The organism is Halobellus sp. LT62 (assembly GCF_037031285.1).
GTDB lineage: Archaea > Halobacteriota > Halobacteria > Halobacteriales > Haloferacaceae > Haloquadratum > Haloquadratum salinisoli.
Window position 1 is genome coordinate 413,277 of the sequence record NZ_JAYEZO010000001.1, and the last position, 20,173, is coordinate 433,449.

General features: G+C 64.7%; 17 protein-coding genes. 2 read left to right on the forward strand and 15 right to left on the reverse strand.

Annotation, left to right across the window (positions count from 1 at the left end):
* Window positions 1–586: 586 nt before the first annotated feature.
* The 10 genes from U5919_RS15845 to U5919_RS02060 form a co-directional block, all read right to left on the reverse strand.
* Entirely contained in the window at window positions 587–919 is a 333-nt protein-coding gene (locus U5919_RS15845; RefSeq protein WP_425604187.1) for a DUF7344 domain-containing protein, read from the reverse strand.
* A gap of 190 nt (window positions 920–1,109) precedes the next feature.
* Window positions 1,110–1,673: a hypothetical protein gene (locus U5919_RS02020; protein ID WP_336021847.1), complete on the reverse strand. Its 564-nt coding sequence runs from the start codon at window positions 1,671–1,673 to the stop codon at window positions 1,110–1,112.
* Between the two features lie 69 nt (window positions 1,674–1,742).
* Window positions 1,743–2,444, reverse strand: coding sequence for a TVP38/TMEM64 family protein (locus tag U5919_RS02025; RefSeq protein WP_336021848.1), 702 nt, complete (start codon window positions 2,442–2,444; stop codon window positions 1,743–1,745).
* Between the two features lie 158 nt (window positions 2,445–2,602).
* Complete coding sequence (gene gcvPB / locus U5919_RS02030) at window positions 2,603–4,081, reverse strand: aminomethyl-transferring glycine dehydrogenase subunit GcvPB (RefSeq protein WP_345786323.1); 1,479 nt, start codon at window positions 4,079–4,081, stop codon at window positions 2,603–2,605.
* A complete protein-coding gene (gene gcvPA / locus U5919_RS02035) occupies window positions 4,078–5,457 on the reverse strand; it encodes an aminomethyl-transferring glycine dehydrogenase subunit GcvPA (protein ID WP_336021849.1) in 1,380 nt (459 codons plus the stop codon). Before gcvPA ends, gcvPB begins: the two co-directional genes overlap by 4 nt.
* A gap of 34 nt (window positions 5,458–5,491) precedes the next feature.
* Window positions 5,492–5,875: a glycine cleavage system protein GcvH gene (gene gcvH, locus U5919_RS02040; protein WP_336021850.1), complete on the reverse strand. Its 384-nt coding sequence runs from the start codon at window positions 5,873–5,875 to the stop codon at window positions 5,492–5,494.
* Window positions 5,876–5,893: 18 nt separating this feature from the next.
* Window positions 5,894–6,991, reverse strand: a complete 1,098-nt coding sequence (gcvT, locus tag U5919_RS02045; RefSeq protein ID WP_336021851.1) for a glycine cleavage system aminomethyltransferase GcvT — start codon at window positions 6,989–6,991, stop codon at window positions 5,894–5,896.
* A complete protein-coding gene (locus tag U5919_RS02050) occupies window positions 6,991–8,184 on the reverse strand; it encodes an iron-containing alcohol dehydrogenase family protein (RefSeq protein WP_336021852.1) in 1,194 nt (397 codons plus the stop codon). The genes gcvT and U5919_RS02050 overlap by 1 nt, the downstream gene beginning before the upstream one ends.
* A 227-nt stretch (window positions 8,185–8,411) precedes the next feature.
* Window positions 8,412–9,884 carry a M81 family metallopeptidase gene (locus tag U5919_RS02055; RefSeq protein ID WP_336021853.1) on the reverse strand — a complete coding sequence of 491 codons (1,473 nt, stop codon included), beginning with the start codon at window positions 9,882–9,884 and terminating at the stop codon, window positions 8,412–8,414.
* The gene (locus U5919_RS02060; protein WP_336021854.1) at window positions 9,881–11,329 is read right to left on the reverse strand and encodes an aldehyde dehydrogenase family protein; all 1,449 of its coding nucleotides are present in this window, start codon (window positions 11,327–11,329) and stop codon (window positions 9,881–9,883) included. Before U5919_RS02060 ends, U5919_RS02055 begins: the two co-directional genes overlap by 4 nt.
* Before the next feature lie 233 nt (window positions 11,330–11,562).
* Here U5919_RS02060 and U5919_RS02065 point away from each other — a divergent pair, with 233 nt between their 5' ends.
* Window positions 11,563–12,894: a glutamine synthetase family protein gene (locus U5919_RS02065; protein WP_336021855.1), complete on the forward strand. Its 1,332-nt coding sequence runs from the start codon at window positions 11,563–11,565 to the stop codon at window positions 12,892–12,894.
* On the opposite strand, the gene U5919_RS02070 is transcribed toward U5919_RS02065, so the two are convergent.
* From U5919_RS02070 to U5919_RS02090, 5 genes are all read right to left on the reverse strand, one after another.
* A complete protein-coding gene (locus U5919_RS02070) occupies window positions 12,891–13,634 on the reverse strand; it encodes a helix-turn-helix domain-containing protein (protein ID WP_336021856.1) in 744 nt (247 codons plus the stop codon). The genes U5919_RS02065 and U5919_RS02070 overlap by 4 nt on opposite strands.
* A gap of 121 nt (window positions 13,635–13,755) precedes the next feature.
* The gene (locus U5919_RS02075) at window positions 13,756–14,568 is read right to left on the reverse strand and encodes an ABC transporter permease (RefSeq protein ID WP_336021857.1); all 813 of its coding nucleotides are present in this window, start codon (window positions 14,566–14,568) and stop codon (window positions 13,756–13,758) included.
* A 2-nt stretch (window positions 14,569–14,570) separates the two neighbouring features.
* The gene (locus U5919_RS02080) at window positions 14,571–15,503 is read right to left on the reverse strand and encodes an ABC transporter permease (protein ID WP_336021858.1); all 933 of its coding nucleotides are present in this window, start codon (window positions 15,501–15,503) and stop codon (window positions 14,571–14,573) included.
* A gap of 5 nt (window positions 15,504–15,508) precedes the next feature.
* On the reverse strand, window positions 15,509–16,570 hold the full coding sequence (locus tag U5919_RS02085) for an ABC transporter ATP-binding protein (protein ID WP_336021859.1): 1,062 nt from the start codon (window positions 16,568–16,570) through the stop codon (window positions 15,509–15,511).
* A 34-nt stretch (window positions 16,571–16,604) separates the two neighbouring features.
* Window positions 16,605–17,795, reverse strand: a complete 1,191-nt coding sequence (locus tag U5919_RS02090; RefSeq protein WP_336021860.1) for an ABC transporter substrate-binding protein — start codon at window positions 17,793–17,795, stop codon at window positions 16,605–16,607.
* A 456-nt stretch (window positions 17,796–18,251) separates the two neighbouring features.
* On the opposite strand from U5919_RS02090, the gene U5919_RS02095 reads away from it, so the two are divergent.
* A complete protein-coding gene (locus U5919_RS02095; RefSeq protein ID WP_345786324.1) occupies window positions 18,252–20,111 on the forward strand; it encodes a formate/nitrite transporter family protein in 1,860 nt (619 codons plus the stop codon).
* Window positions 20,112–20,173 lie beyond the last annotated feature (62 nt).

Genomic DNA, 20,173 nt, shown 5'->3' on the forward strand with positions numbered 1-20,173 from the left:
TAGTGATGTAACCGCCCGCACCGGCAGAGTTAGCTGCCCTCTGAACGTTTCTCTCTCCGTCGAACCGAGCGTTTCCGTTCGGGTTTCGGCGGTCCGAAAACTGGCAGTTGACTCGGTGTTTGCCTCATCAAAAAGTAAGCCCTCGGACACGCAGACCGACACAAAACAATCAGGTACCTCCGAATCTCGTCCGAACTCTCTCGGAGAGGATAGGAGTAACGGCCACGTGGTATGGCCAGCACCTCGTCCGGGCGCAAACCGTAAATCTCCCAACCCAGCAGGCCTTCGCTTGTGGGAAGCCCCGCCGTTTACCGCGGGGAGGATGTCACTGATCCTCCGATGCCACACACTTGGATCCAATACTGGTGGCATCACTGCTGCCTGAGGTCAACGACCCCACCCTACTTCGCTCAGTCTAACGACTTCGCTCGTTGAGGGAGGGGCTTGTCCGTGAGCTCGGCCTCAAACCCGTCTGGGTGGGGTGAAACAGCCAGAGGATGGTGGACCGATAGTAGCTAACGGGACTTAGGCCCGACTGGTCCAGTGTGCCGATTCCAGACGACAGTTCGACGATTCGTTGCGACCATTAGGGGCTGGCTAGCGGCTGTTCGTCGGGTAGTACATCCAATATCGTCTCAAACTGGTCGTCAGGCCGATACCGGACGGTACGATTTTCGGGGTCGAATTCAACGACACCGTGGTCGGCTAACTTTGGTAGGTGAGCGTGACACAGTTGGACGGCGAGCTGTTCCCGGTCGATAGTTTGGCCATCGGCATCCGATCTACCGTTGTGCAATCGATCGACGACCTCGTCGATCGTTGCTTTGCCGTTGGCTTCGTGCCGCAGATGGTGAATTGTCTGCCGTCGGTGCCGATCGGCCACGAGCTGGAGAACCGTGTCGAGACTGCGTTCAGTCATAGTATCGAGTAACGTACCCCTCTCTCATTAGGAAGCGACATTTTCATACGCATCTGACTTTTGATTAAGCGAGTCACAAGTTTAGGAGTTGGACGATTCCGCTCGCTCTTGGGCGAGTCGGTCGAGGACGACCTTCGATCCACCGAGCACGACTGGCCCAACGAACAGCCCCATCGCTCCTGCTCGCCGTTCACCAATCGAGGACGCGCAACTGCTCGACGGGGAGGAAGACGTGCGGCTTGGGTCCGTCCCGATCCCATCGCTCGAACGGGCCGATATCGTATTCCCCGTCTGGATCGAGGTGGTGTATCGTCACGCAGTCTTCGAACGCGATCAGTATGTGGGACGGAACGCCGTACTCCTCGGCGAGGGTTCGCGCCTCCTCGACTTTCAGGTCGCGAAACACGGTCTCCGCGTACGCGTTGAGCGTGGCGTTCCGCGTTTTGATCTCGAGAAAGTGATCGAGCGCCCCGTTTTCATCGAAGATCTTGAGATCGATGTCGCGGGTCGCCTGCTCGTGGTGTGCGCCGCTCGGCAGCTCGCGTTCGACGTATCGGTCCGCGAGTTCCGCCTCACTCGTCTCGCCGCGGGACACGGCTTTCGCCTGCGACCCTCGAACGACTTTGTCGAAGTCGTGTGTCGCGTACACCGGCTCGCCGCACGCGGAGCAGTCTGCGAGGTGGTCGTCCACGTGCGAGGCTTTTTGCGGGACTTCGACCGAGTCGTCTCGGGTTCCGCAGTACGGACAGATCACACCACTGCGTGGCTCCCGCTGTGACTTTTACGTTTCGTGTACGCGACTCGTGGCCTGCTTTCGATATCCTCAAAATCCCAGCCGCGACTCCACGCGTGCGACCGCATCGCGAACGGCTTCTTGCTTGTAGTACCCGACCGCCGAGAGCGCGATCACGACACCGATGAGCGCGATTCCTTGGATGAACCGGCCGCTGGCCAGTTCGCCGCCCGCGTAGACGGTGATGACGTACGCCGGAAGGCGACCGACGCTGATCACGGCGATGAACGTCCTGAGCCGAAAGGAGGTGAGACCGGCCAGAAAACAGATCGCGTCGTCGGGAAGCCCGGGGATGATGACGAACGCGAACAGCCCCGGAACGCCGACGGTCTCGACGAAGTCGTCGAAGCGCGCGACGACGTCCTCGTGGAGGATGTCCTCGACGAACGAGCGGCCGTATCGCTTCGCGAGGCTGAACGCGACGGCGCTACCGATGAGGACGCCGGTGAGGCTGTAGACGGTCCCCCAGAACGGACCGAACAGATAGCCCGCGACGAGCGCGACGACCTGTCCCGGGATCGGCGCGACGACGACTTGGACGGCCTGAATGAGCACGAACACCAGCGGTGCGAAGACGCCGAACTGTGCGATCCACGCGCGGAGCTCCGCGGCCCGAAAGACGAACGGCGCGTACCGTTGAACGGCGACGTAGAGCGCGAAGAACGCGGCCGTGACGAGGAGCAAGACGAGAATTCCCCGCCAGCGGTCCGCCCTCGACGAGAAGACTCTCATTCCTCTGCTGAGAGGGTAGTGGCGGACTTGAATCTTGCTTGTGACCGAGAGAGCGTCGCGGCGAGAGCCGAAGAGGGATTTCCGGGACCGTGCGGGTGGTGAAAGTCACGGGGGGTATCGAAGCGCCTCACAGAGATTCAAGGAGGGAGCCCACGACTTCAGTCGTGGGTCGATGACTCCAGCGAGTGCCAAGAGAGAACCGGATTCCGGGCCGCCGTGGCTTGGTCGATGTGGCCGCTCGCGGTCGTGTTCGGTGCGTCGGCGATCGTCTCCTCGCTCTCGGCGGCGACCGCGTTGAACGCGGCGGCGAGCTCGTCAAGCCGATCTTTCGTCTCCGTCTCCGTCGGTTCGGTCATCAGCGCCTCGGGAACGATCTCGGGCCACTTCGTCGTCGGCGGGTGGACGCCGTAATCGAGCATCCGCTTTGCGACGTCAGCGGCGTCGGCGTCGGCGCTGGCGACGAACTCGTGGTGGAACGGCTCGTAGGGGATGTCGTAGTCGATCTGGGTAGCGAGGTAGTTCGCATTCAACACGGCCGTCTCGCTGGCGTTTTCGAGCCCCTCGTCGCCGTGGCGGAGGATGTAGGCGTACGCCTTCACCAACACGAGCCAGTTTCCGGAATACTCGTGGACGCCGCCGATGGAACTCGCGGGTTCGTATCGCTCGTAGGTCCCATCGTCGCTCGCGCGGACCTGTGGGCTGGGGAGGAACTCGGTGAGATCGTCGACGACGCCGATCGGTCCCTGTCCGGGGCCGCCGCCGCCGTGCGGCGTCGCGAACGTCTTGTGCAGGTTGAAGTGCATCACGTCGAAGCCCATATCGCCGGGGCGGGCCTGCCCGAGCAGCGCGTTGAGGTTCGCGCCGTCGTAGTACAGGAGGCCTCCGACACCGTGGACGATGTCGGCGATCTCCTCGATGTCGCGCTCGAACACGCCGAGCGTGTTGGGATTCGTCAGCATCAACAGCGCCGTTTCGTCCGAAACTGCGGCAGCGAGGGCGTCGAGGTCGACGCGGCCGTCCTCGCCGGAAGGGAGTTCGACGACGTCGTAGCCGGCCATCGCCGCGCTCGCGAAGTTCGTGCCGTGTGCCGATGCGGGCACGATGACCTCCGAGCGCTCCTCGTCGCCGTTGGCCTCGTGATACGCCTTCGCGACGAGGATGCCCGTGAACTCGCCGGCGGCACCCGCGGGCGGTTGCAGCGTCACCGCGTCCATTCCGCCGATCGAGGCCAGCATCTCCTGCAACTCGGCCTGCAACCGCAGCGCGCCCTGCTGGTCCTCGTCGGCTCGCAGCGGGTGCAGCTGGGCCGACGGCCGCGCGGCCACGTCTTCGGTGAACTTCGGATTGTACTTCATCGTACACGACCCGAGCGGGAACGGCCCGCTCTCGATGCCGTAGTTCATCTGCGAGAGCCGCGTGTAGTGGCGTGCGACCTCGGGTTCCCGGAGCGCGGGGAGCTCGAGCGTGTCGCGGGTCAGTTCGTCCGGCAGCGACGTCTCGACATCGACGCTATCCGGCGACTTCTCACTCAGCAGCGGTTCGTTCCGCCCGTCGTCGAACCACCGAGCCTGCCGGTACGGCGGCTCCCGTGCCATCGGCCGCTCCTCCGGCGCTTCCTCCCCGGCCTGCCGGCTCATTCCGACACCTCCGAGACCGACGCCAGCGCGTCGGCGAGGTCGTCGACGGCGTCCCGGTTCGTGTCGGTCACGCAAACGACGAGATACTCGTCGTCGGATTCGTCGTCATCCTCGGATCCGTCCTCACCCTCGGCCCCGTCGCCGCCGTCGGATCGCGTTCGAAGGGCGAACCCCTCCTCGCGGAGCCGCCCGGCGACCACCGCCGCCGGAGCGTCGGTTTCGACGGCGACCTCTCTGAAGTGAGCGCCCTCGTAGACCGGCGCGGTGACTCCTTCGACCCCGTCGAGGCGCGCACAGAGTTCGTCGACGCCCGCGACGCATTCCTCCGCGAGATCGATTAGCCCCCGCGGGCCGAGCCACGCCGCGTGGATCGACGCGCGGAGCGCCACCCACGCCTGGTTCGAGCAGATGTTCGAGGTGGCGCGCTCGCGTCGGATGTGTTGCTCGCGGGTCTGCAGCGTCAGCGTGTACGCGCGGTTGCCGCTGTCGTCCTCGCTCGCGCCCACGAGTCGCCCCGGAAGCTGGCGGAGGTACTCCTCGCGCGCGGCGAAGATCCCGAGGCCCATCCCGTAGGTCGTTCCCATCCCGAGGACGCTCGCATCGCCGACGACGATGTCGGCTCCGGCGGTGGCGGGCGGTTCGAGCACCGAGAGCGCCACGGCGTCGCTGCCGACGCAGAACAGCGCGTCGGCGTCGTGCGCGAGCGCGCCGATCGCGTCGAGTTCCGGTTCGAGCAGTCCGTAGTCGTTCGGCGTCGCCGCGTACACCAAGAGCGTGTCGTCGCCGACGAGCGACTCCAGGGCGTCCACGTCGGCGGTCCCGTCGGTCGTCGGATAGCGCTCGACCGCGATTCCCGGTCCGTTGGTGTAGTTTTCGAGCACCGACCGGACGCGTTCGGGGAGCGAATCCGGGACCAAGACGGTGTCGCCGTCGGCCCCTCGGACGCGACTCGCCAACAGCGCCGCCTCGCCGAGCGCCGTCGATCGATCGTACATCGAGGCGTTCGCGACGTCCATCCCCGTCAGCTCCACCACGAGCGACTGGAACTCGAAGAGCGCCTGCAGGAACCCTTGGGCGATCTCGGGTTGGTACTGCGTATAGGAGGTCAGAAACTCCGAGCGCAGCGAGAGGTGGTCGACGACGGAGGGGACGTAGTGGTCGTAGTGACCGCCGCCGAGGAACTCGGTCAGCTCCGTCGACTCGTCGAGGACGGAGCCGACGCGGGCTCTCGCATCCCGTTCGGAGTGCGCGTCGATGCCGTACTCGCCCGTGAATCGGACCGCATCGGGGATGTCGAACAGCTCAGCCGGGTCGTCGATACCGACTTCGTCGAGCATCGCGGCGCGCTCGTCGGGCGGATGCGTCGCGTACGGCATCAGTCTCCCCCACGAGACTGTTTACGCTCGGCGGTCATTCCGTCTGCTCCTCGTAGGCGTCGGCGTCGAGGAGTTCCTCGACGGCCGCCTCGTCGACGTTTTCGAGTTCGATCAGCCAGCCGTCGCCGTACGGGTCGTCGTTGATCAACTCCGGCGCGTCCGTCAGCGCCTCGTTGACCGCCGCAACGGTCCCCGAAACGGGAACGTAGACGTCGGAGACGGCCTTGATCGACTCGACGACGCCGTACTCCTCGCCCTCGTCGAGGTCGGTCCCCTCCGCGGGGAGTTCGACGAAGACGATGTCGCCCAGTTCGTCCTGCGCGAAGTCGGTGATGCCGACGCGGTAGGTCCCGTCGGTCGGTGCGATCCATTCGTGCGATTCCGTGTAGCGTCGGTCTGTCGGTACGTCAAAACTCATATTTGTGCTCCTGTGTGTTCAGTTCGATCGGCGTCGCTGCAGAAACCGCTGGTCAGTGATCGTTGCCTCGCGTCCCTCGCCGCGGATTTCGACGCTGACAGGGGTGCTCTCCTCGGCGTGCTCCGTATCGACGTAGGCGAGCGCGATCGGCAGATCGAGCGTCGGGCTCATCGTTCCGCTGGTCACGCGGCCGACCTCGTCGCCGTCGACGACGACCGGGCAGCCGTGGCGGGGGACGCCGCGCTCGCGGAGTTCGATTCCGACGAGTTTCTCCTCGGTTCCTTCGCTCCGGAGGCGTTCGAGCGCGTCGCTGCCGACGAACTCGCCGCTCTCGTCGACGGCGAAGCCGAGCCCCGCCTCGACGGGCGTTCGCGGCTCGTCCGCGGGGTGGAAGTCCTGCCCGGAGAGAAGCAGTCCGGCCTCGAGCCGGAGCGTGTCGCGAGCGCCGAGCCCGCAGGATCGGACGTCGTCGAAGGCGGCCCAGACCGCTTCGGACTCCTCGGCGTCGAAGACGATCTCGACGCCGTCCTCGCCGGTGTAGCCGGTCCGCGCGACCAGCGCGTCGACGCCGTCGATCTCGCTCCGCCGCGCGCCGAACCGCGGCACGTCGGCGATCGGATCGGCGGCGACCTCCTCGACGCGGTCGATCGCCTCCGGGCCCTGCACGGCGACCATCCCGCGGTCGTCCGTGCTGTCGGTTACTGTCACGTCGAGGCCGTGCTCGGCGGCCGCCTCGCGCCAGCGCGCCGTCATCTGTTCGTTGTGGCCGGCGTTCGGGACGAACAGGTACCCCGACTGCGCGGGCAGATCGTAGACGACGGTGTCGTCGAGGATGACGCCGTCTTCACGGAGGATACACGCGTACTGCGCACCTCCCGGTTCCAACGACGCGACGTCGTTGGTCGTCAGCCGGTCCATCAGTTCGGCGGCGTCGGGGCCGTCGACGTACACCTCCCCCATATGGCTCACGTCGAAGATCCCGGCCGATTCTCGGACCGCCGCGTGCTCGGCCCGGATCGAGTCGAACTGGACGGGCATCTCCCAGCCGCCGAACTCGGTCGTCCGTGCGCCGGCCGCCTCGTGAACGGCAGCGAGCGGCGGTCGCTTCGGCGACATCAGATCCGTTCCTCGTACTCCAAATCGCCGTCGAAGGCGCTCTCGAGGATGCCCGCGAGATCCTCGACGGCCGTCGCCCGCGGGTTCCCGGTGAGGCTGCCGTCGTCGGACGCCTGTTCGGCCAGTCGGGTGACGGCGTCGCGTTCGGCGGCCGTCTCTTCGAGCGTCTCCGGGATACGAACCGAGTCTGCCAGCCTGCGGGTCGCGCGAACGGCCTTGTAGCCCTCGACTGCGGCGGGATTCGAACGGTCGACGTCCTCGCCGAGCGCCTCGGCGACGTCGACCATCAGCTCCGGAACTTGGGGAAGGTTGTACTCCATCACGTACGGGAGGATGATCGCGTTCGCTAACCCGTGCGGGACGCCGAACGCGCCGCCGACCTGGTGGGAGATGGCGTGTACCGCACCGAGTCCGGCCCCGTTGAACGCCATTCCGGCCTGCATACTCGCGCGGGCCATCTCGGTGAGCGCCTCGCGGTCGCCGCCGCGGTACTCGACCGCCCGCGGGAGGTGTTCGCCCACGGACTCGATCGAATCCAGCGCGATCGCGGAGGTCTGGCTCTGCGCCTTGATCGAAACGTAGGCCTCCACGGCGTGCGTGAGCACGTCCATCCCGGTCGCGGCCTTGATCGGCGCGGGCGCACTGGCGGTCAGTTCGGGATCGACGAGCGCCAGGTCAGCCAGCAGTTTCACGTCACCGATCTCCTCTTTGATGTCGGTGTCGGCGTCCTTCACGATGGTCCAGTGGCCGACCTCGCTTCCGGTCCCCGCCGTCGTCGGGACGTAGATGCTCGGCGGCGGCTGATTCGGGACGTTACCGCTGCCTTTGTAATCGAGAATATGACCGTCGTTCGTCGCGAGGATACTCGCGGCTTTCGCGGTGTCGATCGAAGAGCCGCCGCCGACGCCGATGATGAGGTCCGCGTCGGCGTCGTCGTAGGCGTCGGCCGCTTCGTGGACGACTTCGTCGGTCGGATCCGGTCGGACGCCGGTCCAGACGTCGGACGCTCCGCCCGCGTCCTCGATCGCGTCGACGATCGGCTCGAGGACGCCCGCCTGCGCGACGCCCTCGTCGGTCACGACGAAGGCCCGCTCGGCGTCGAACTGTGCTACGTACGTTCCGATCTCCGATGCGGCACCCCAACCGAAGAGCATCCTGTTCGGGGCGTTCCACATCTTCAGTGAGTCTGTCATTGTCGTGTGTCGGGTGGTGGTCGAGGACGGCGGTTGTTATCGGAGCGTTCTCGCACGTGTCCGGTCACCCGATCGCCCCCTGTGGCGCGATCGTATGAGCCATCGTCGCAAACGCTTCGATACCGTGTCACTCGGCCCCGCGGTACCCGGAGCGTGGCCGCTTCGCCGCATCACTATTCTGTCTCATATATATGGGGCGTTAAGTACGGCCACGCCCGGACCGCTTCTCAGTCCCCGTCGAGCGGATATTTGGGACGCTCGACGTGCTCGTAGCTGAACGACGAGAGGTCGGGGCTACACAGCCCCGGTGCGGAGACCTCTCTGATCTCCCCGGCGATCGGCTCGAAGGCCGCCCGGTAGTGCACGGTGCTCTTCAGGACCAGCACGCGCTGGCGCTCTGGGGTGATCCCCTGGCTCCGAAACACCTCCGGATCGTACGGCTGCTGGCGGTGCGAACCGACGATCACGTCGATACCGCCGATTTCGAGGACCGCCGTCCGCTCGAAAGAGACCTGCAGCCCCGTCGACATCGGTCCCTGATTTCGGTAGGTCCCGTCCGAGAGCGAGCGGACGTAGGCGTCGACGGCGATCGGATCGCCGTTGTCTTCGATGTGTCCACCCAACTCGAGGGTGACCGACGAGCCGACGCCCGCCTCGACTGCGACGTCGACCGCCGCCGGGTCGTAGATGGCGGCGAGGGCGACGTCCTCGACGCCCGCGTCGAGCAGCGCTTCGAGGATCACGGTCCCGTCCTCGGCGCTCCCGCCGCCGGGGTTGTCCGCGATGTCGGCGAGGACGAGCGGGCCGTCGCTCGCGTCCCACTCGCTCGCCTCTGTGACCGCCTCGTCGACGTCCGTGTACGTCCGATCGAACTCGTGGCGTCGGTCGGCGGCGTCGCTCGCGATGTCGGCGCAGGCGGCGCGCGTCTCGTCCGTGCGAGATTCGTCGGTGACGCCGACGACGCTGAACCCCGCTTCGGGGACGTCCGCGTTGGCGAAGCCGCCGAAGACGGAGACGTCGGGTACCTGCGCGGACTCGGCCTCGGACGCGGCATCCAGCAGTGACGCCATCGGCTCGTCGGCGGTCTGGAGCACCGGAAGCGGCGGCAAAAGCGGCGCGCGCTCGACGACGATCGTGGGATCCAACTCGCCGTTCAGCGTCGCGGCCATCGCCCGCGCGGCCGTCTCGCCGGTGTCGCCGATGTCGACGTGCGGGTACGTGTCGTACCCGAAGAGGCCGTCGGCGTGGGCCCTCATCCGTTCGGAGATATTCGCGTGCAGATCGAGCGTCGCCATCACCGGGACGTCGTCGCCGGCGGCCTCGCGCACGCGCTCGAGGATGTACCCGTCGCCGTCGCGGTCGCGCTCGCTCACCATCGCGCCGTGGAGTCCCAACAGGACGGCGTCGGGATCGTGCGCGTCGATCCCCGAGAGCAACCGATCGAGGAAGCTATCGAGCGCGTCGGCGGTGACGACGCCTCCGGGCGTCGCGTTCGCCGCCACCGTCGGGACGACCTCCCAGCCCTCCTCGTCGGCGACGCGGAGGAACCCGCCGAGATCCGTGTTCGTGCCGCGGAACTCGGGGACGATCTCCTCGCAGACGAAGTGAGAGGTCGACTCGAACGCCTCGAACCCCGTCGACAGCGACGAGAACGTGTTCGTCTCGTGTTTGATCCGGGCGACGACGACGGTCTCGGTCATCGGTAGGGGTCCTCCATCTCGTCGTACTCGACCACGACGCTGTCGACCGTCGTGAACGCCTCCACCCCTTCGAGACCGCCCTCACGGCCGATTCCGCTCTCTTTGTTGCCGCCCCACGGGCTCTGTGGCATCGACACCGGGAACGTGTTGATCGCCACGAGACCGTGATCGAGGCGATCGGCCAGCCGCGTCGCGTCGATCCCGTCGGTCCAGATCGCGGCCGCGAGGGCGAACGGCGAGTCGTTGGCGACCGAGATCGCTTCCTCACTGGATTCGACCGGGACGATCGACAGCACCGGCCCGAAGATCTCCTCGCAGGCGATCGTCATCGAGGGGTCGACGTCGTCGAAGACGGTCGGCTCGACGAAGGTCCCGTCGACGAGCGCCTCGTCCTCGGGGACGCCGCCACCGGTCAACAGTGTCGCGCCCTGTTCTTTCGCTGACTCGATGTACGACAGGATGTCCTCGCGGGCTTCCTCGGAGATGACCGGACCCATATCGGTCTCGGGGTCGGTTCCGGGCCCGAGCGTGACCCGCTCGGTCTTCTCGACGATCTTCTCGACGAGTTCGTCGTGGACGGACTCGTGGACCAGACACCGCGAGGTCGCGACGCAGTTCTGCCCGGCGTTCGAGAAGATGCCCGCGACGACGCCGCGGGCGGCGTTTTCGATGTCGGCGTCGGGGAGCACGATCGACGGCGCTTTCCCGCCGAGTTCGAGGTCGACGGGCGTGATGTGCTCGGCCGCGGATTTGAGCACGCCCTTGCCGACGCCCGTCGATCCGGTGAAGGTGATGGCGTCGATGCCGGCGTTCGAGGACAGTTCGGCCCCGACCTCGCTCCCCGGGCCCGGGACGAAATTGACGACGCCGTCGGGGAACTCATCGAGCAGGAACTCGCCGATCCACATCGTCGTGAGCGGCGCTTGCGTCGGCGGCTTGGCGACGACGGTGTTGCCCGTCGCCAGCGCGCTGGCGATTCCGCGCGTGCCCAAGAGCAGCGGGTAGTTCCACGGGACGACGTGGGCGGTGACGCCGTAGGGAACCCGCCGGGTGTAGTTCAGGCGGTTCGGCGACGTGGGGATCGTATCGCCGCGGACCTTGTCGGCGACGCCCGCGTAGTACCGGAACTGCGCGGCGGTTTCTGCGACCTCGCCCTCGGCCGTCGCGAGGCACTTTCCCGTCTCTTTCGCGAGGAGCGTCGCGATGTCGTCGGCCGTCGCTTCGATCCAGTCGGCCGCGGCGCGGAGCGACCGTTCGTAGGTCGCCGGTGATCGATCTCCCCACTCGTCTTTCGCCGCACCGGCCGCGTCGATGGCCTCGCGCGCGTCCGCCGCGTCTCCCTTCGCGACGGATCCGACGGTCTCGCCCGTCGCCGGATTCTCGACAGCGACCGTCTCCGAGGACGAACGGCGCGCTCCGTCGATCAACAGTTCGTAGGATACCATTGTCCCGTACTGGCCGATAAACCCGCCTAAGCGTTGCCCGGTGGATGTGGGAGTTTTTATATACTGACGGCGGCCGAGCGCGGGCCTCTCACGCTGCGCCGGCGGTTCGAGATCGGGACGCGACCGTCGGTCGCGACGTCGAAAATGCGGTATGCGCCCGAGACGCATATAAGAAGCCGTAAGCCTGCGGGTGAACTCATATGTCCCGATAGCGACCTCACTAGCGTATTCCGATGACCACCCTTTCAGAGTACGACAGCGTCCGATTGGTGTGGACGGACCTCAACGGCGTCGCCCGGGGGATCACCGTGCCCGGCGAGGAGGCCGCGAACGCCCTCGATGAGGGCGTCGGGTTCGCAAACGGCGTCGCCGAACTGACGCTCGAACCCGGACTGCTCGATGACCCGCACTACGGGGCGGAGGGCGGCGATATGATGGCCGTCCCCGACGCGGACTCGACGGTCCCGATCGAGTGGGCCGACGACACCGCCGCCGTCTTCACCAGCCTCAGCAACGTCGACGGATCGCCGTTCGATCTCTGCGCCCGGGGAGCGCTCGAAAACGTCCTCGACGAACTCGAATCAGAGGGGTACCGCGCGCTCGCGGGCGTCGAAACCGAGTTCTCGCTACTCAGCCCGGACGGGGACGGCGGCTGGGTTCCGTACAACGACCGCTGCTCGTACGATCTCGACGCCATCGATATGAGCTCGGAACTCATCTCGGCGTGGCGCTCGGCGATGGAGACGGCCGGCTACAACGTCCTCGGCGTCCACCAGGAGTCCCAACCGGGCCAATACGAGGTCAACATCGAGTACGACGACGCGCTGACGACCGCCGACGGCATTACGTTCTTCCGCCATATGGCCAAGTCGATCACGCGGGATCACGGCCACAAGGCGTCGATGATGCCGCGTCCCCACTCCGGCGAGGACGCGAACGGACTCCACTTCCACCTCTCGCTGTGGGACCTCGACGAGTCCGAGAACCAGTTCGCCAGCGAAACCGGGAATATGCAGTTCCCCGCAGGCAAACATCCCGCGGGCGACTCCGGGATTTCGGACGAGGGCCGGTACTTCATCGGCGGGCTACTCGAACATATGAAGGCGCTGACCGCGATCTGTGCGCCGACGGTGAACTCCTACAAACGGCTCATTCCGGGCATCTGGGCCCCGGTCAACATCGCGTGGGGGCCGGACAACCGATCGACGGTCCTCCGGATCCCGCCCGAACTCGGCCCGGCGACGCGGATCGAACACCGCGTCCCCGACTCCTCGTGCAACCCGTACCTCGGGATGGCGGCGTCGCTCGCGGCGGGCCTCGACGGGATCCGCCGCGAGATCGATCCGGGTGAGCCGACGATGAAAAACGCCTACGAGGAGGAGTACGAGCGCCTCCCGCGAACGCTCTGGTCGGCGCTCGATCACCTCGAAGACGACGACGTGCTCGCGGAGATGCTCGGGGCGTCGCTGATCGAATCGTTCGTGAAACTCAAGCGCGACGAGTTCAACCGCTCCATGGATCACGTCTCGGCGTGGGAACGCGACGAGTACCTCGACGAGTTCTAGTTCTGCTGCGTGCGCATCCGTTGCGGGCGATCGAGCATCGGCGCGACGGCCTTCAGGATCTTCGCCTCCGAGCGTCGGAGGTGCTCGCCGACCGTCGAGGTGTTCGCGGAATCGAGTTCGGCCAGCTCCTCGATGTTGCACGCGCGCGGCGAGTCGTAGTACCCTTCTTCGATGGCGCGTGAGAGGACTTCGAGCTGACGCGGCGAGAGGCTTTGGACGGCCTCTTTGACTTCCGTGAGGCCGGTGAGGAGCCCGTCGAGATCGGGCGTCCGGAGCGAGTCGACGTCGACGGAGCCGAGCTGTCTGAGTTCCTCGTGCGCCGTGCTCACCTGTTCGTGGCTCGAAGCGAGGACGCTCCAGTGCTCGCGACCGCGAGCGACCGTCGCCGGGATCGTCGGAAAGCAGTTGTTCCGCAGGAGAACGTTCAGGACGGGCTCGGTGTCGGTATCGTAATCGCCGGCGAGGCTCACGAAGGCTTTCTGCCCTCTATCGTCGTAACTGACCAATTGGCTCGTGTTCATCACCGGGTGGTTTCCGAGCCACTCGATCAGTTCGTCGAGTTTCTCCTCGCCGACGCAGGTCAGTTCGACCATCGTGATGCTCGTCCCGGTGAGGCGGTACGAGTAGATGATCGTCCCCCTGACGTCCGGAAAGGCGTCGTTCAGCGTTTCGGTCCAGCAGCCTTTGTGTTTGATACTGAACGTGTATTCGAGCATAATCGGCGTCCTGACGTCTGACACCTCCGATTTCTCATACACCTATATACCGTTGTCGGGTACTGTGCGATTTCGGAAAATCGGTCGGATCTTCCCTCGTTTTCCGGAATGTTTCCGATTATCCGAATCGTGTTTCGCCCCTCCGCTACTCGTCGTCGACCGCTCGATATTCGAGCACGGCCGCGCCGACGACCAAGAGGATCGAGACGTAGAAGATGAGCGATGCGACCGCTGGAACGACGGGAGTGAATCCCTGCGTCATCCGTCCGTGAATCCACGTCGTGATCGTGCTCTGCGGACCGGAGAGATACGAGACGATGTAGTAGTTGTTCCACGAGAGCACGAACGCGAAGATCGCGCCGGAGACGATGCCGTCGGAGATCAGCGGCAGCAAGACCTTTCGGTACAGGGTGACCGTGTCGGCACCGAGGTCTTTTGCGGCCTCCTCGATGTTCGGATCGATTCCGAGCGCGGTGATCGAAACGACGAACATCACGATCGGGGAGATCCAGACGAGTTCGCCGATGATCGACGGGACGATCCCGTAGCCGAGGTTGATCTGACTCGACCACATCGACATTCCCAGCCCCAAGAGGATGAGCGGGAAAAAGATCGGCAGCAGCGCGAACAGCTTGAACTGCTCGCGGTACGGGAAGTCATAGCGCGTGTACGCGATTGCCGCGGCCGTTCCGATGACGGTGCTCAGGATCGTCACCGGAATGGAGATGTACAGCGTGTTCATCAGCGCGCTGCGGATGCTCCCCGAGGTGACGGCCGCCTCGTACCAGCCGAGCGTGAACTCGTAGTCGACGATCGAGAAGAACCGACCGTCGTAGAACGACGCGATGACGAGGCTCACGAGCGGCGTCATCAAGAACAGCGCGACGAGGGCGACGTAGACGTACCAGACGCCGGCCCCGAGTCGATCGCCGAGTCGGGTGGCGGTGTTCGTGCTCATACTCACTCACCCCGCGAGGCGATTTCCTGCAGATCGATCGTTCGGAGGATGACGATACCCGCGACGAGAGTGATGAGGAGCAAGGCGACCGCCTGCGTCGACCCCAGCGGCCAGTTCTGTGAGTAGCCGAAGGAGTACTGGATGTTGCTCGCCATCGTGAAGATCGAGCCGCCGCCGAGGATCTCCGCTTCGACGTTCGCCCCCAGACTCAGCACGAAGACGAACAGCGAGCCGATGATGATTCCGGGCTTGCTCAACGGCAGCAGGATCTTCCTGAAGAGCGTCAGTCGGCTCGCACCGAGGTCCTTGGCGGCTTCGAGGGTGGTTTCCTCGATACTGAGCATCGACAGGTAGATCGGAAACAGCATAAACGGCAGGTAGATGTACGTCGTCCCCAAGATGATCGTCGAGCGCATGTACATCAACGAGGCGTACTCGCGCACGCCGAACAGGTTGACGATGCTCTCGAGGACGCCGTTCTGAACGAGAAAGAGCGCCCAGCCGAACACCCGGATGTTCACGCTCGTAAAGAGCGGGATGATGAGGATCATCAGGAAGACCAGTTTGTAACGGGTGATCTTGTGTGCGAGCGCGTACGCCGCCGGGTACGAGACGAAAAGCGTGAGCGCGGTCGTCGTGATGCTCACCGCGACGGTGTTCACGAGGACGTCGCCGTAGACGCCCTCGCCCGACACCATCCCGCCGACGACCTCCTCGTAGGTCGCGACCGACCACTCGAGGGGGTTCAACGCGATGCTGTTGCCCGTCTGAAACGAGAACACGACGATCGCCAACATCGGCCCGATGAACATACACAGAAGCAACACGCTCATCGGGATCATCAGGATTCCCGGGGGCGTGATGAGCCGCCCGATCGGATGGTCGGTCTCGGTCACGGCGTCGACCCGCGTTCGGAGTGAATCCATCGTCGACATCGGGATCACTCCGGCACCAAGATCGATTTCGAGGCGTCCCACTGCAGGTACGCCGTGTCGCCCTTTTCGACCGCCGTTTCCCTGAACTCGTCGACCGGGATCTCCGCGACGTATTCGCCGTCGAATTCGGGCGCTCCGCACTCGACTAAGACGGTGTTCCCGCGCACGAGGATGTTCTCGACGACGACTTCCAGCCCGAGGTCCGCGGTCAGTTCGGAGCCGATCGCAGAGTCGTCGTATCTGACCACGAGATACGCGGGTTCCGTGTCGTGATGAGAGCGGACGGTCGTCGTCTGCGCGAACCGCGAGGACCTGACCTCGTACCCGTCGCCCTTCTCGACGGCGTCGTCGAGCGCGAAGACGTTCGCGTCGCCCATAAACTCGGCAATGAACTTCGTGCTCGGTCGACGGTAGATCTCCTCTGGCGACCCGGTCTGGATGATGTCGCCGTCCTGTAGGACGAACAGCTTATCGCTCATTAGAAGCGCGGATTCGAGCGAGTGGGTGACGTAGATGAACGTCATTCCCAACTCCTCGTTGAGATCGGCCAGCTCCCGCTGGAGCCGCTTTCTGAGCACGTAGTCCAACGACGCGAGGGGTTCGTCGAGCAGCAGAATGTCCGGGTCGTACGCGAGCGACCGCGCGAGCGCGACACGCTGTTTCTGCCCGCCGGAGAGTTCGGTCGCTTGCTTGTCCGCGTGGACGTCCGGGTCGAGACGGACCTGTTCGAGGAGTTCTTCCACCCGGTCTCCGACCTCGATCCCGTTGTTCCGCATCGGGAACTCGATGTTCTCCCGAACCGTCATGTGGGGAAACAGCGCCCACGACTGAAACACCAGACTCGTCGGCCGGTTTTGGGGTTCCGTGTTCGTGATGTCTTCCCCGTTCAATTCGACGGACCCAGACGTCGGATCTTGGTGGCCCGCGAGCATCCTGAGGAGCGTGGTCTTGCCGCAGCCGCTCGGCCCGACGATCGTCGCGAACTCGCCGGTTTCGATCTCGAGATCGACGTCGTTGACGGCGACGAGCGACCCGTATTCCGCTCTGAGATTTGTTGCTTTTAGCATAGTGAAAGATGGAACATAACGTCGCTTCCGCGTCTTATATTCGCGCTTTCGCTTCCCGCCAGATCGGCTCGAACTTATCGAGGTCCGGGACGCCGGTGTAGAACACGGATTTGTCGACGATGTCCGGAATATCGTCGACTCGGAGGACCTCGCTCTGCTCTTCGTCGACCGCGTCGATGGCCGCCCGGTGCGGGACGACGTTGGTGCCGCCGGAGCTCGGCCACATCAGGTTCTTCGCCGTCTCCTCCTGCTGCATGTACGCGAGGTAGTTGTCGGAAACGGTGGGCTGGTCACCCTTCACCAGACACGTCGTCTCCACCCAGATGATGGCTCCCTCCTCGGGGACGTGCGCCTCGAAGTTGAGGTCGCCGCCGCGTCGGAGGGTTCCGTTGATCCAGTTACCGGAGATAAACCCGATGTCGATCTCGCCCGATTTCAGCGCCTGGTTCATCGATGCGAAGTCCGGAAGCAGCGTCTTCGCGTTGTCGAAGAGGTCGAACGTCGCCTGTCGGACCTGTTCGACCTCCTCGTCGGTGTGCTCTTTGTACGGATCGATTCCCTCCCGGAGCATAATGATCTGCATCGCCCAGAACATCAGGTCGTAGACGCCGACGTCGTAGTCCTCGCTCCACGCGGCGTCGTAGCTGCTGTAGTCGGACTCCGAGACGGTGTCTTTGTTCACGACGAACGACGCCCAACCGAACCGCTGCGGGACGCCGTACATCGTCCCGTCGACGTCGAAGGAGTAGTCGTCCTCGTTGAGGAACGCGAACTTGTACCCCTCCTCTTTCGTGAACATATCGATGTACTTATCGAACGTGTAGGGCTCCCACTCCTCGTAGTTCAGCGGCCGGATCAACTCGGCCTCCGCGAGGTCGGGAAGCCAAGCCATATCGAATGTGGCTTGGTGGAACTGCTCCCACTCGCCGGACTCGAGGCGGTTGAACGCCTTCGGGTTCGAGGTGAACAAGTCCAGTTGGGTGTCGCAGTCGAACTGGTCGCGGAACGGACCCTGCACGTTCGAGGCGTCGTAGCCGGTCCACGTCAGGTGGTTGATCGTCTCGCCAGTCTCGTCCTCATCGCTCGGTTCGTACAGGCTGTCGTACTCCTCGGCGGGAACGGCGGCGAGTTCTTGGGTCCGCCAAGTCGATTCGCCGCCGCCACCGCCACCGCCGAGACAACCCGTGAGTGCGGCTAGTCCGGCCGTGGCGGAGGCAGCTTTCATGTACTCTCGACGACTGAGTGAACGGTCTAGTGGCATAGTGGTTTTATCCATAGGTGTATCCAGCGGGTCGACGTCGAAGCCGCCGTGTGACGCTGCATCTATGGTACGTCACTGATTCTCACAGAATAGGGTATGATCATTGTGCCGTCAACCTACGGCTGTTTATATTGGGTCATTTGTGTGCATATTTGTGCCGAATAAACAAACAATACCGCGGAACAATATTTGGATATACTATTAACACGCGGATTATGAAAACACACCGTTACAGTATGGATAAATAGTGTACGTTCACCCGGCGTGACGCGCGTGTCGCCTCCGTGATTCTCCCCGCTACTTGCGCTTGATTCCCCAGTACTCGAACCGGGTTACGGACGACCGTTCGGAGTCGAACGACCCCGTCCGGTCTGTATGTAAACACTACAGTAAAGTTATCCCGGTCAGTGGCGTCACCCAATGGACGAGTCCACCGACGAAGAGCAAGCGAGTCCACGCGACCGTTCGGAGCTCGATGAGTTCCCCGATCGCTCGGAGCTGGATGAATCCGTCCGCGAGGCGGTCGAACGCTCTCGGATGGGCGCACCCGCCGTCGGCGAGGCCGTCCGCGACCGCTTTTCGGCCGACGAGGTGTTCCAGCGGATCGTCGCCGCGGCCGACGAGGAGGTCACCTCGACCGGTCGGGAACTGTTCTTCAGCGCCGTCGCCGCGGGCTTCGCGATCAGTATCACCTTTCTTCTATATGCGTCGCTCTCGGCGACCACCGACCACAAGATCGTGGGGGCGATCCTCTACCCCCTCGGCTTCATCTACATCATCATCGGCGGGTATCAGCTCTACACCGAGAACACGCTCCCGCCGGTCGCGCTGACGTTGGAGCGAATCGCGAGTCTCCCGGCGCTGTTGCGCCACTGGACGATCGTCCTGTTCGGCAACTTCCTCGGCGGTGCGATCGGGACCGTCGTCCTAGTATGGGGCGGCGTGTTCGACCCCGCCGCGGCCGACGAGGCCCTCGCGCTCGCCCGCCACGGGGCGTTCGAGGTCGGCTGGTGGGCGCTGTTCTCCAAGGCCGTCTTCGCGGGGCTCATCGTCGCCGGCGTGGTCTGGGTCGGATTCAGCTCCCGCGACACAATCTCGCGGATCGTCGTTACCTACTTGGCCTTCCTCTCGATTCCGGTCGGCGGCCTGTTCCACTCGGTCGTCGCCTTCTCGGAGGCTTGGTTCCTCGTACTGCACGGAGAATTGGCGTTCACCGCCGGAATGACCGGGTTCGTCCTGCCGGTCCTCCTCGGCAACACGATCGGCGGCGTCGCGCTCGTGACGCTCGTCAACTACTTCCAGACGAGCGAGGACCGGCTGGAGTCCGCTCGGTTCAAGGGGATCGACCGCCGGCTGACGCCCCGTGAGTGGCTGTTCGGACGGCTCGCCGGACGGACGTACGTGCCGATACTGGACCCCTCCGAACGCTCGCTCTCGCGGGACGGCGACTTCCGGATTATGGTGCCCATCGCGAACCCGCGAACGGAGTCGGGGCTCGTCGACTTGGCGTGCACACTCGCCAGTACCAAGGAGTCGGCGACGGTCCACGCGGTGCACGTGATCCAGACGCCGGGACACCGCCCGGCCGATCCGAGTTACCGACAGCGACAGCGGATCTCCGGCGAATCCACGCGATTGATGGAACCGATTCGTGACACCGCCGCCGGCTACGACGTCGACTTCGAGACGTCGTTAGTCGTCACGAACCGCTCGTTCGAGGAGGTGTTCAACGCCGCACGGCGGACGAAACCCGACCTCGTCGTGATGGGCTGGGAGGAGAACCGGCTGTGGAGCGACGCGCGAGCGGAACGGCCGCTCGCGGAGCTCACCAACCAACTGCCGTGCGATTTCCTGATCGTCAAGGACCGCGGTATCGACGCCTCGAAAATCCTGCTGCCGACGTACGGCGGCCCGGATTCGGATCTGAGCGCCGAAATCGTCGGGATGCTGCAGGCCGCCACCGGATCGGCCGTTTCGCTGCTGCACGTCGTCGACGACGACGACGAGGTCGACGCCGGCCAGCAGTTCCTCGAAACGTGGGCGCTCGACCACGAACTCACCGACGCGGAACTCCTCGTCGAAGCCGGCGATGTCGAGGCCGCCATCGAGCGCGAGGCGGAGGAACACAGCCTGTTGATCCTCGGCGCGACCGAACGCGGGTTGCTCTCGCGGTTGCTGACGGATTCGCTTCACCTCGAAGTCGTCAACGACGTCGACTGCTCCGTTTTCCTCGCCGAGCGACCGTCCGAACGGCCGCTCCTCGAACGACTGTTCGGTTGAGACGGGGGATTTGTTGCCTCGATACACGGTTGCTGTCGGCCCCGATCCGACCGAAGTCCGTG

Excerpts from the sequence above, each read along its gene's own strand:
- U5919_RS02050 (WP_336021852.1), bottom strand. The coding sequence starts at position 8,184 with ATGACAGACTCACTGAAGATGTGGAACGCCCCGAACAGGATGCTCTTC.
- U5919_RS02055 (WP_336021853.1), bottom strand. The coding sequence starts at position 9,884 with ATGACCGAGACCGTCGTCGTCGCCCGGATCAAACACGAGACGAACACG.
- gcvT (WP_336021851.1), bottom strand. The coding sequence starts at position 6,991 with ATGTCGCCGAAGCGACCGCCGCTCGCTGCCGTTCACGAGGCGGCCGGC.
- U5919_RS15845 (WP_425604187.1), bottom strand. The coding sequence starts at position 919 with ATGACTGAACGCAGTCTCGACACGGTTCTCCAGCTCGTGGCCGATCGG.
- gcvPB (WP_345786323.1), bottom strand. The coding sequence starts at position 4,081 with ATGAGCCGGCAGGCCGGGGAGGAAGCGCCGGAGGAGCGGCCGATGGCA.
- U5919_RS02060 (WP_336021854.1), bottom strand. The coding sequence starts at position 11,329 with ATGGTATCCTACGAACTGTTGATCGACGGAGCGCGCCGTTCGTCCTCG.
- U5919_RS02065 (WP_336021855.1), top strand. The coding sequence starts at position 11,563 with ATGACCACCCTTTCAGAGTACGACAGCGTCCGATTGGTGTGGACGGAC.
- gcvH (WP_336021850.1), bottom strand. The coding sequence starts at position 5,875 with ATGAGTTTTGACGTACCGACAGACCGACGCTACACGGAATCGCACGAA.
- U5919_RS02090 (WP_336021860.1), bottom strand. The coding sequence starts at position 17,795 with ATGAAAGCTGCCTCCGCCACGGCCGGACTAGCCGCACTCACGGGTTGT.
- U5919_RS02075 (WP_336021857.1), bottom strand. The coding sequence starts at position 14,568 with ATGAGCACGAACACCGCCACCCGACTCGGCGATCGACTCGGGGCCGGC.
- gcvPA (WP_336021849.1), bottom strand. The coding sequence starts at position 5,457 with ATGCCGTACGCGACGCATCCGCCCGACGAGCGCGCCGCGATGCTCGAC.
- U5919_RS02025 (WP_336021848.1), bottom strand. The coding sequence starts at position 2,444 with ATGAGAGTCTTCTCGTCGAGGGCGGACCGCTGGCGGGGAATTCTCGTC.
- U5919_RS02085 (WP_336021859.1), bottom strand. The coding sequence starts at position 16,570 with ATGCTAAAAGCAACAAATCTCAGAGCGGAATACGGGTCGCTCGTCGCC.
- U5919_RS02080 (WP_336021858.1), bottom strand. The coding sequence starts at position 15,503 with ATGTCGACGATGGATTCACTCCGAACGCGGGTCGACGCCGTGACCGAG.
- U5919_RS02095 (WP_345786324.1), top strand. The coding sequence starts at position 18,252 with ATGGACGAGTCCACCGACGAAGAGCAAGCGAGTCCACGCGACCGTTCG.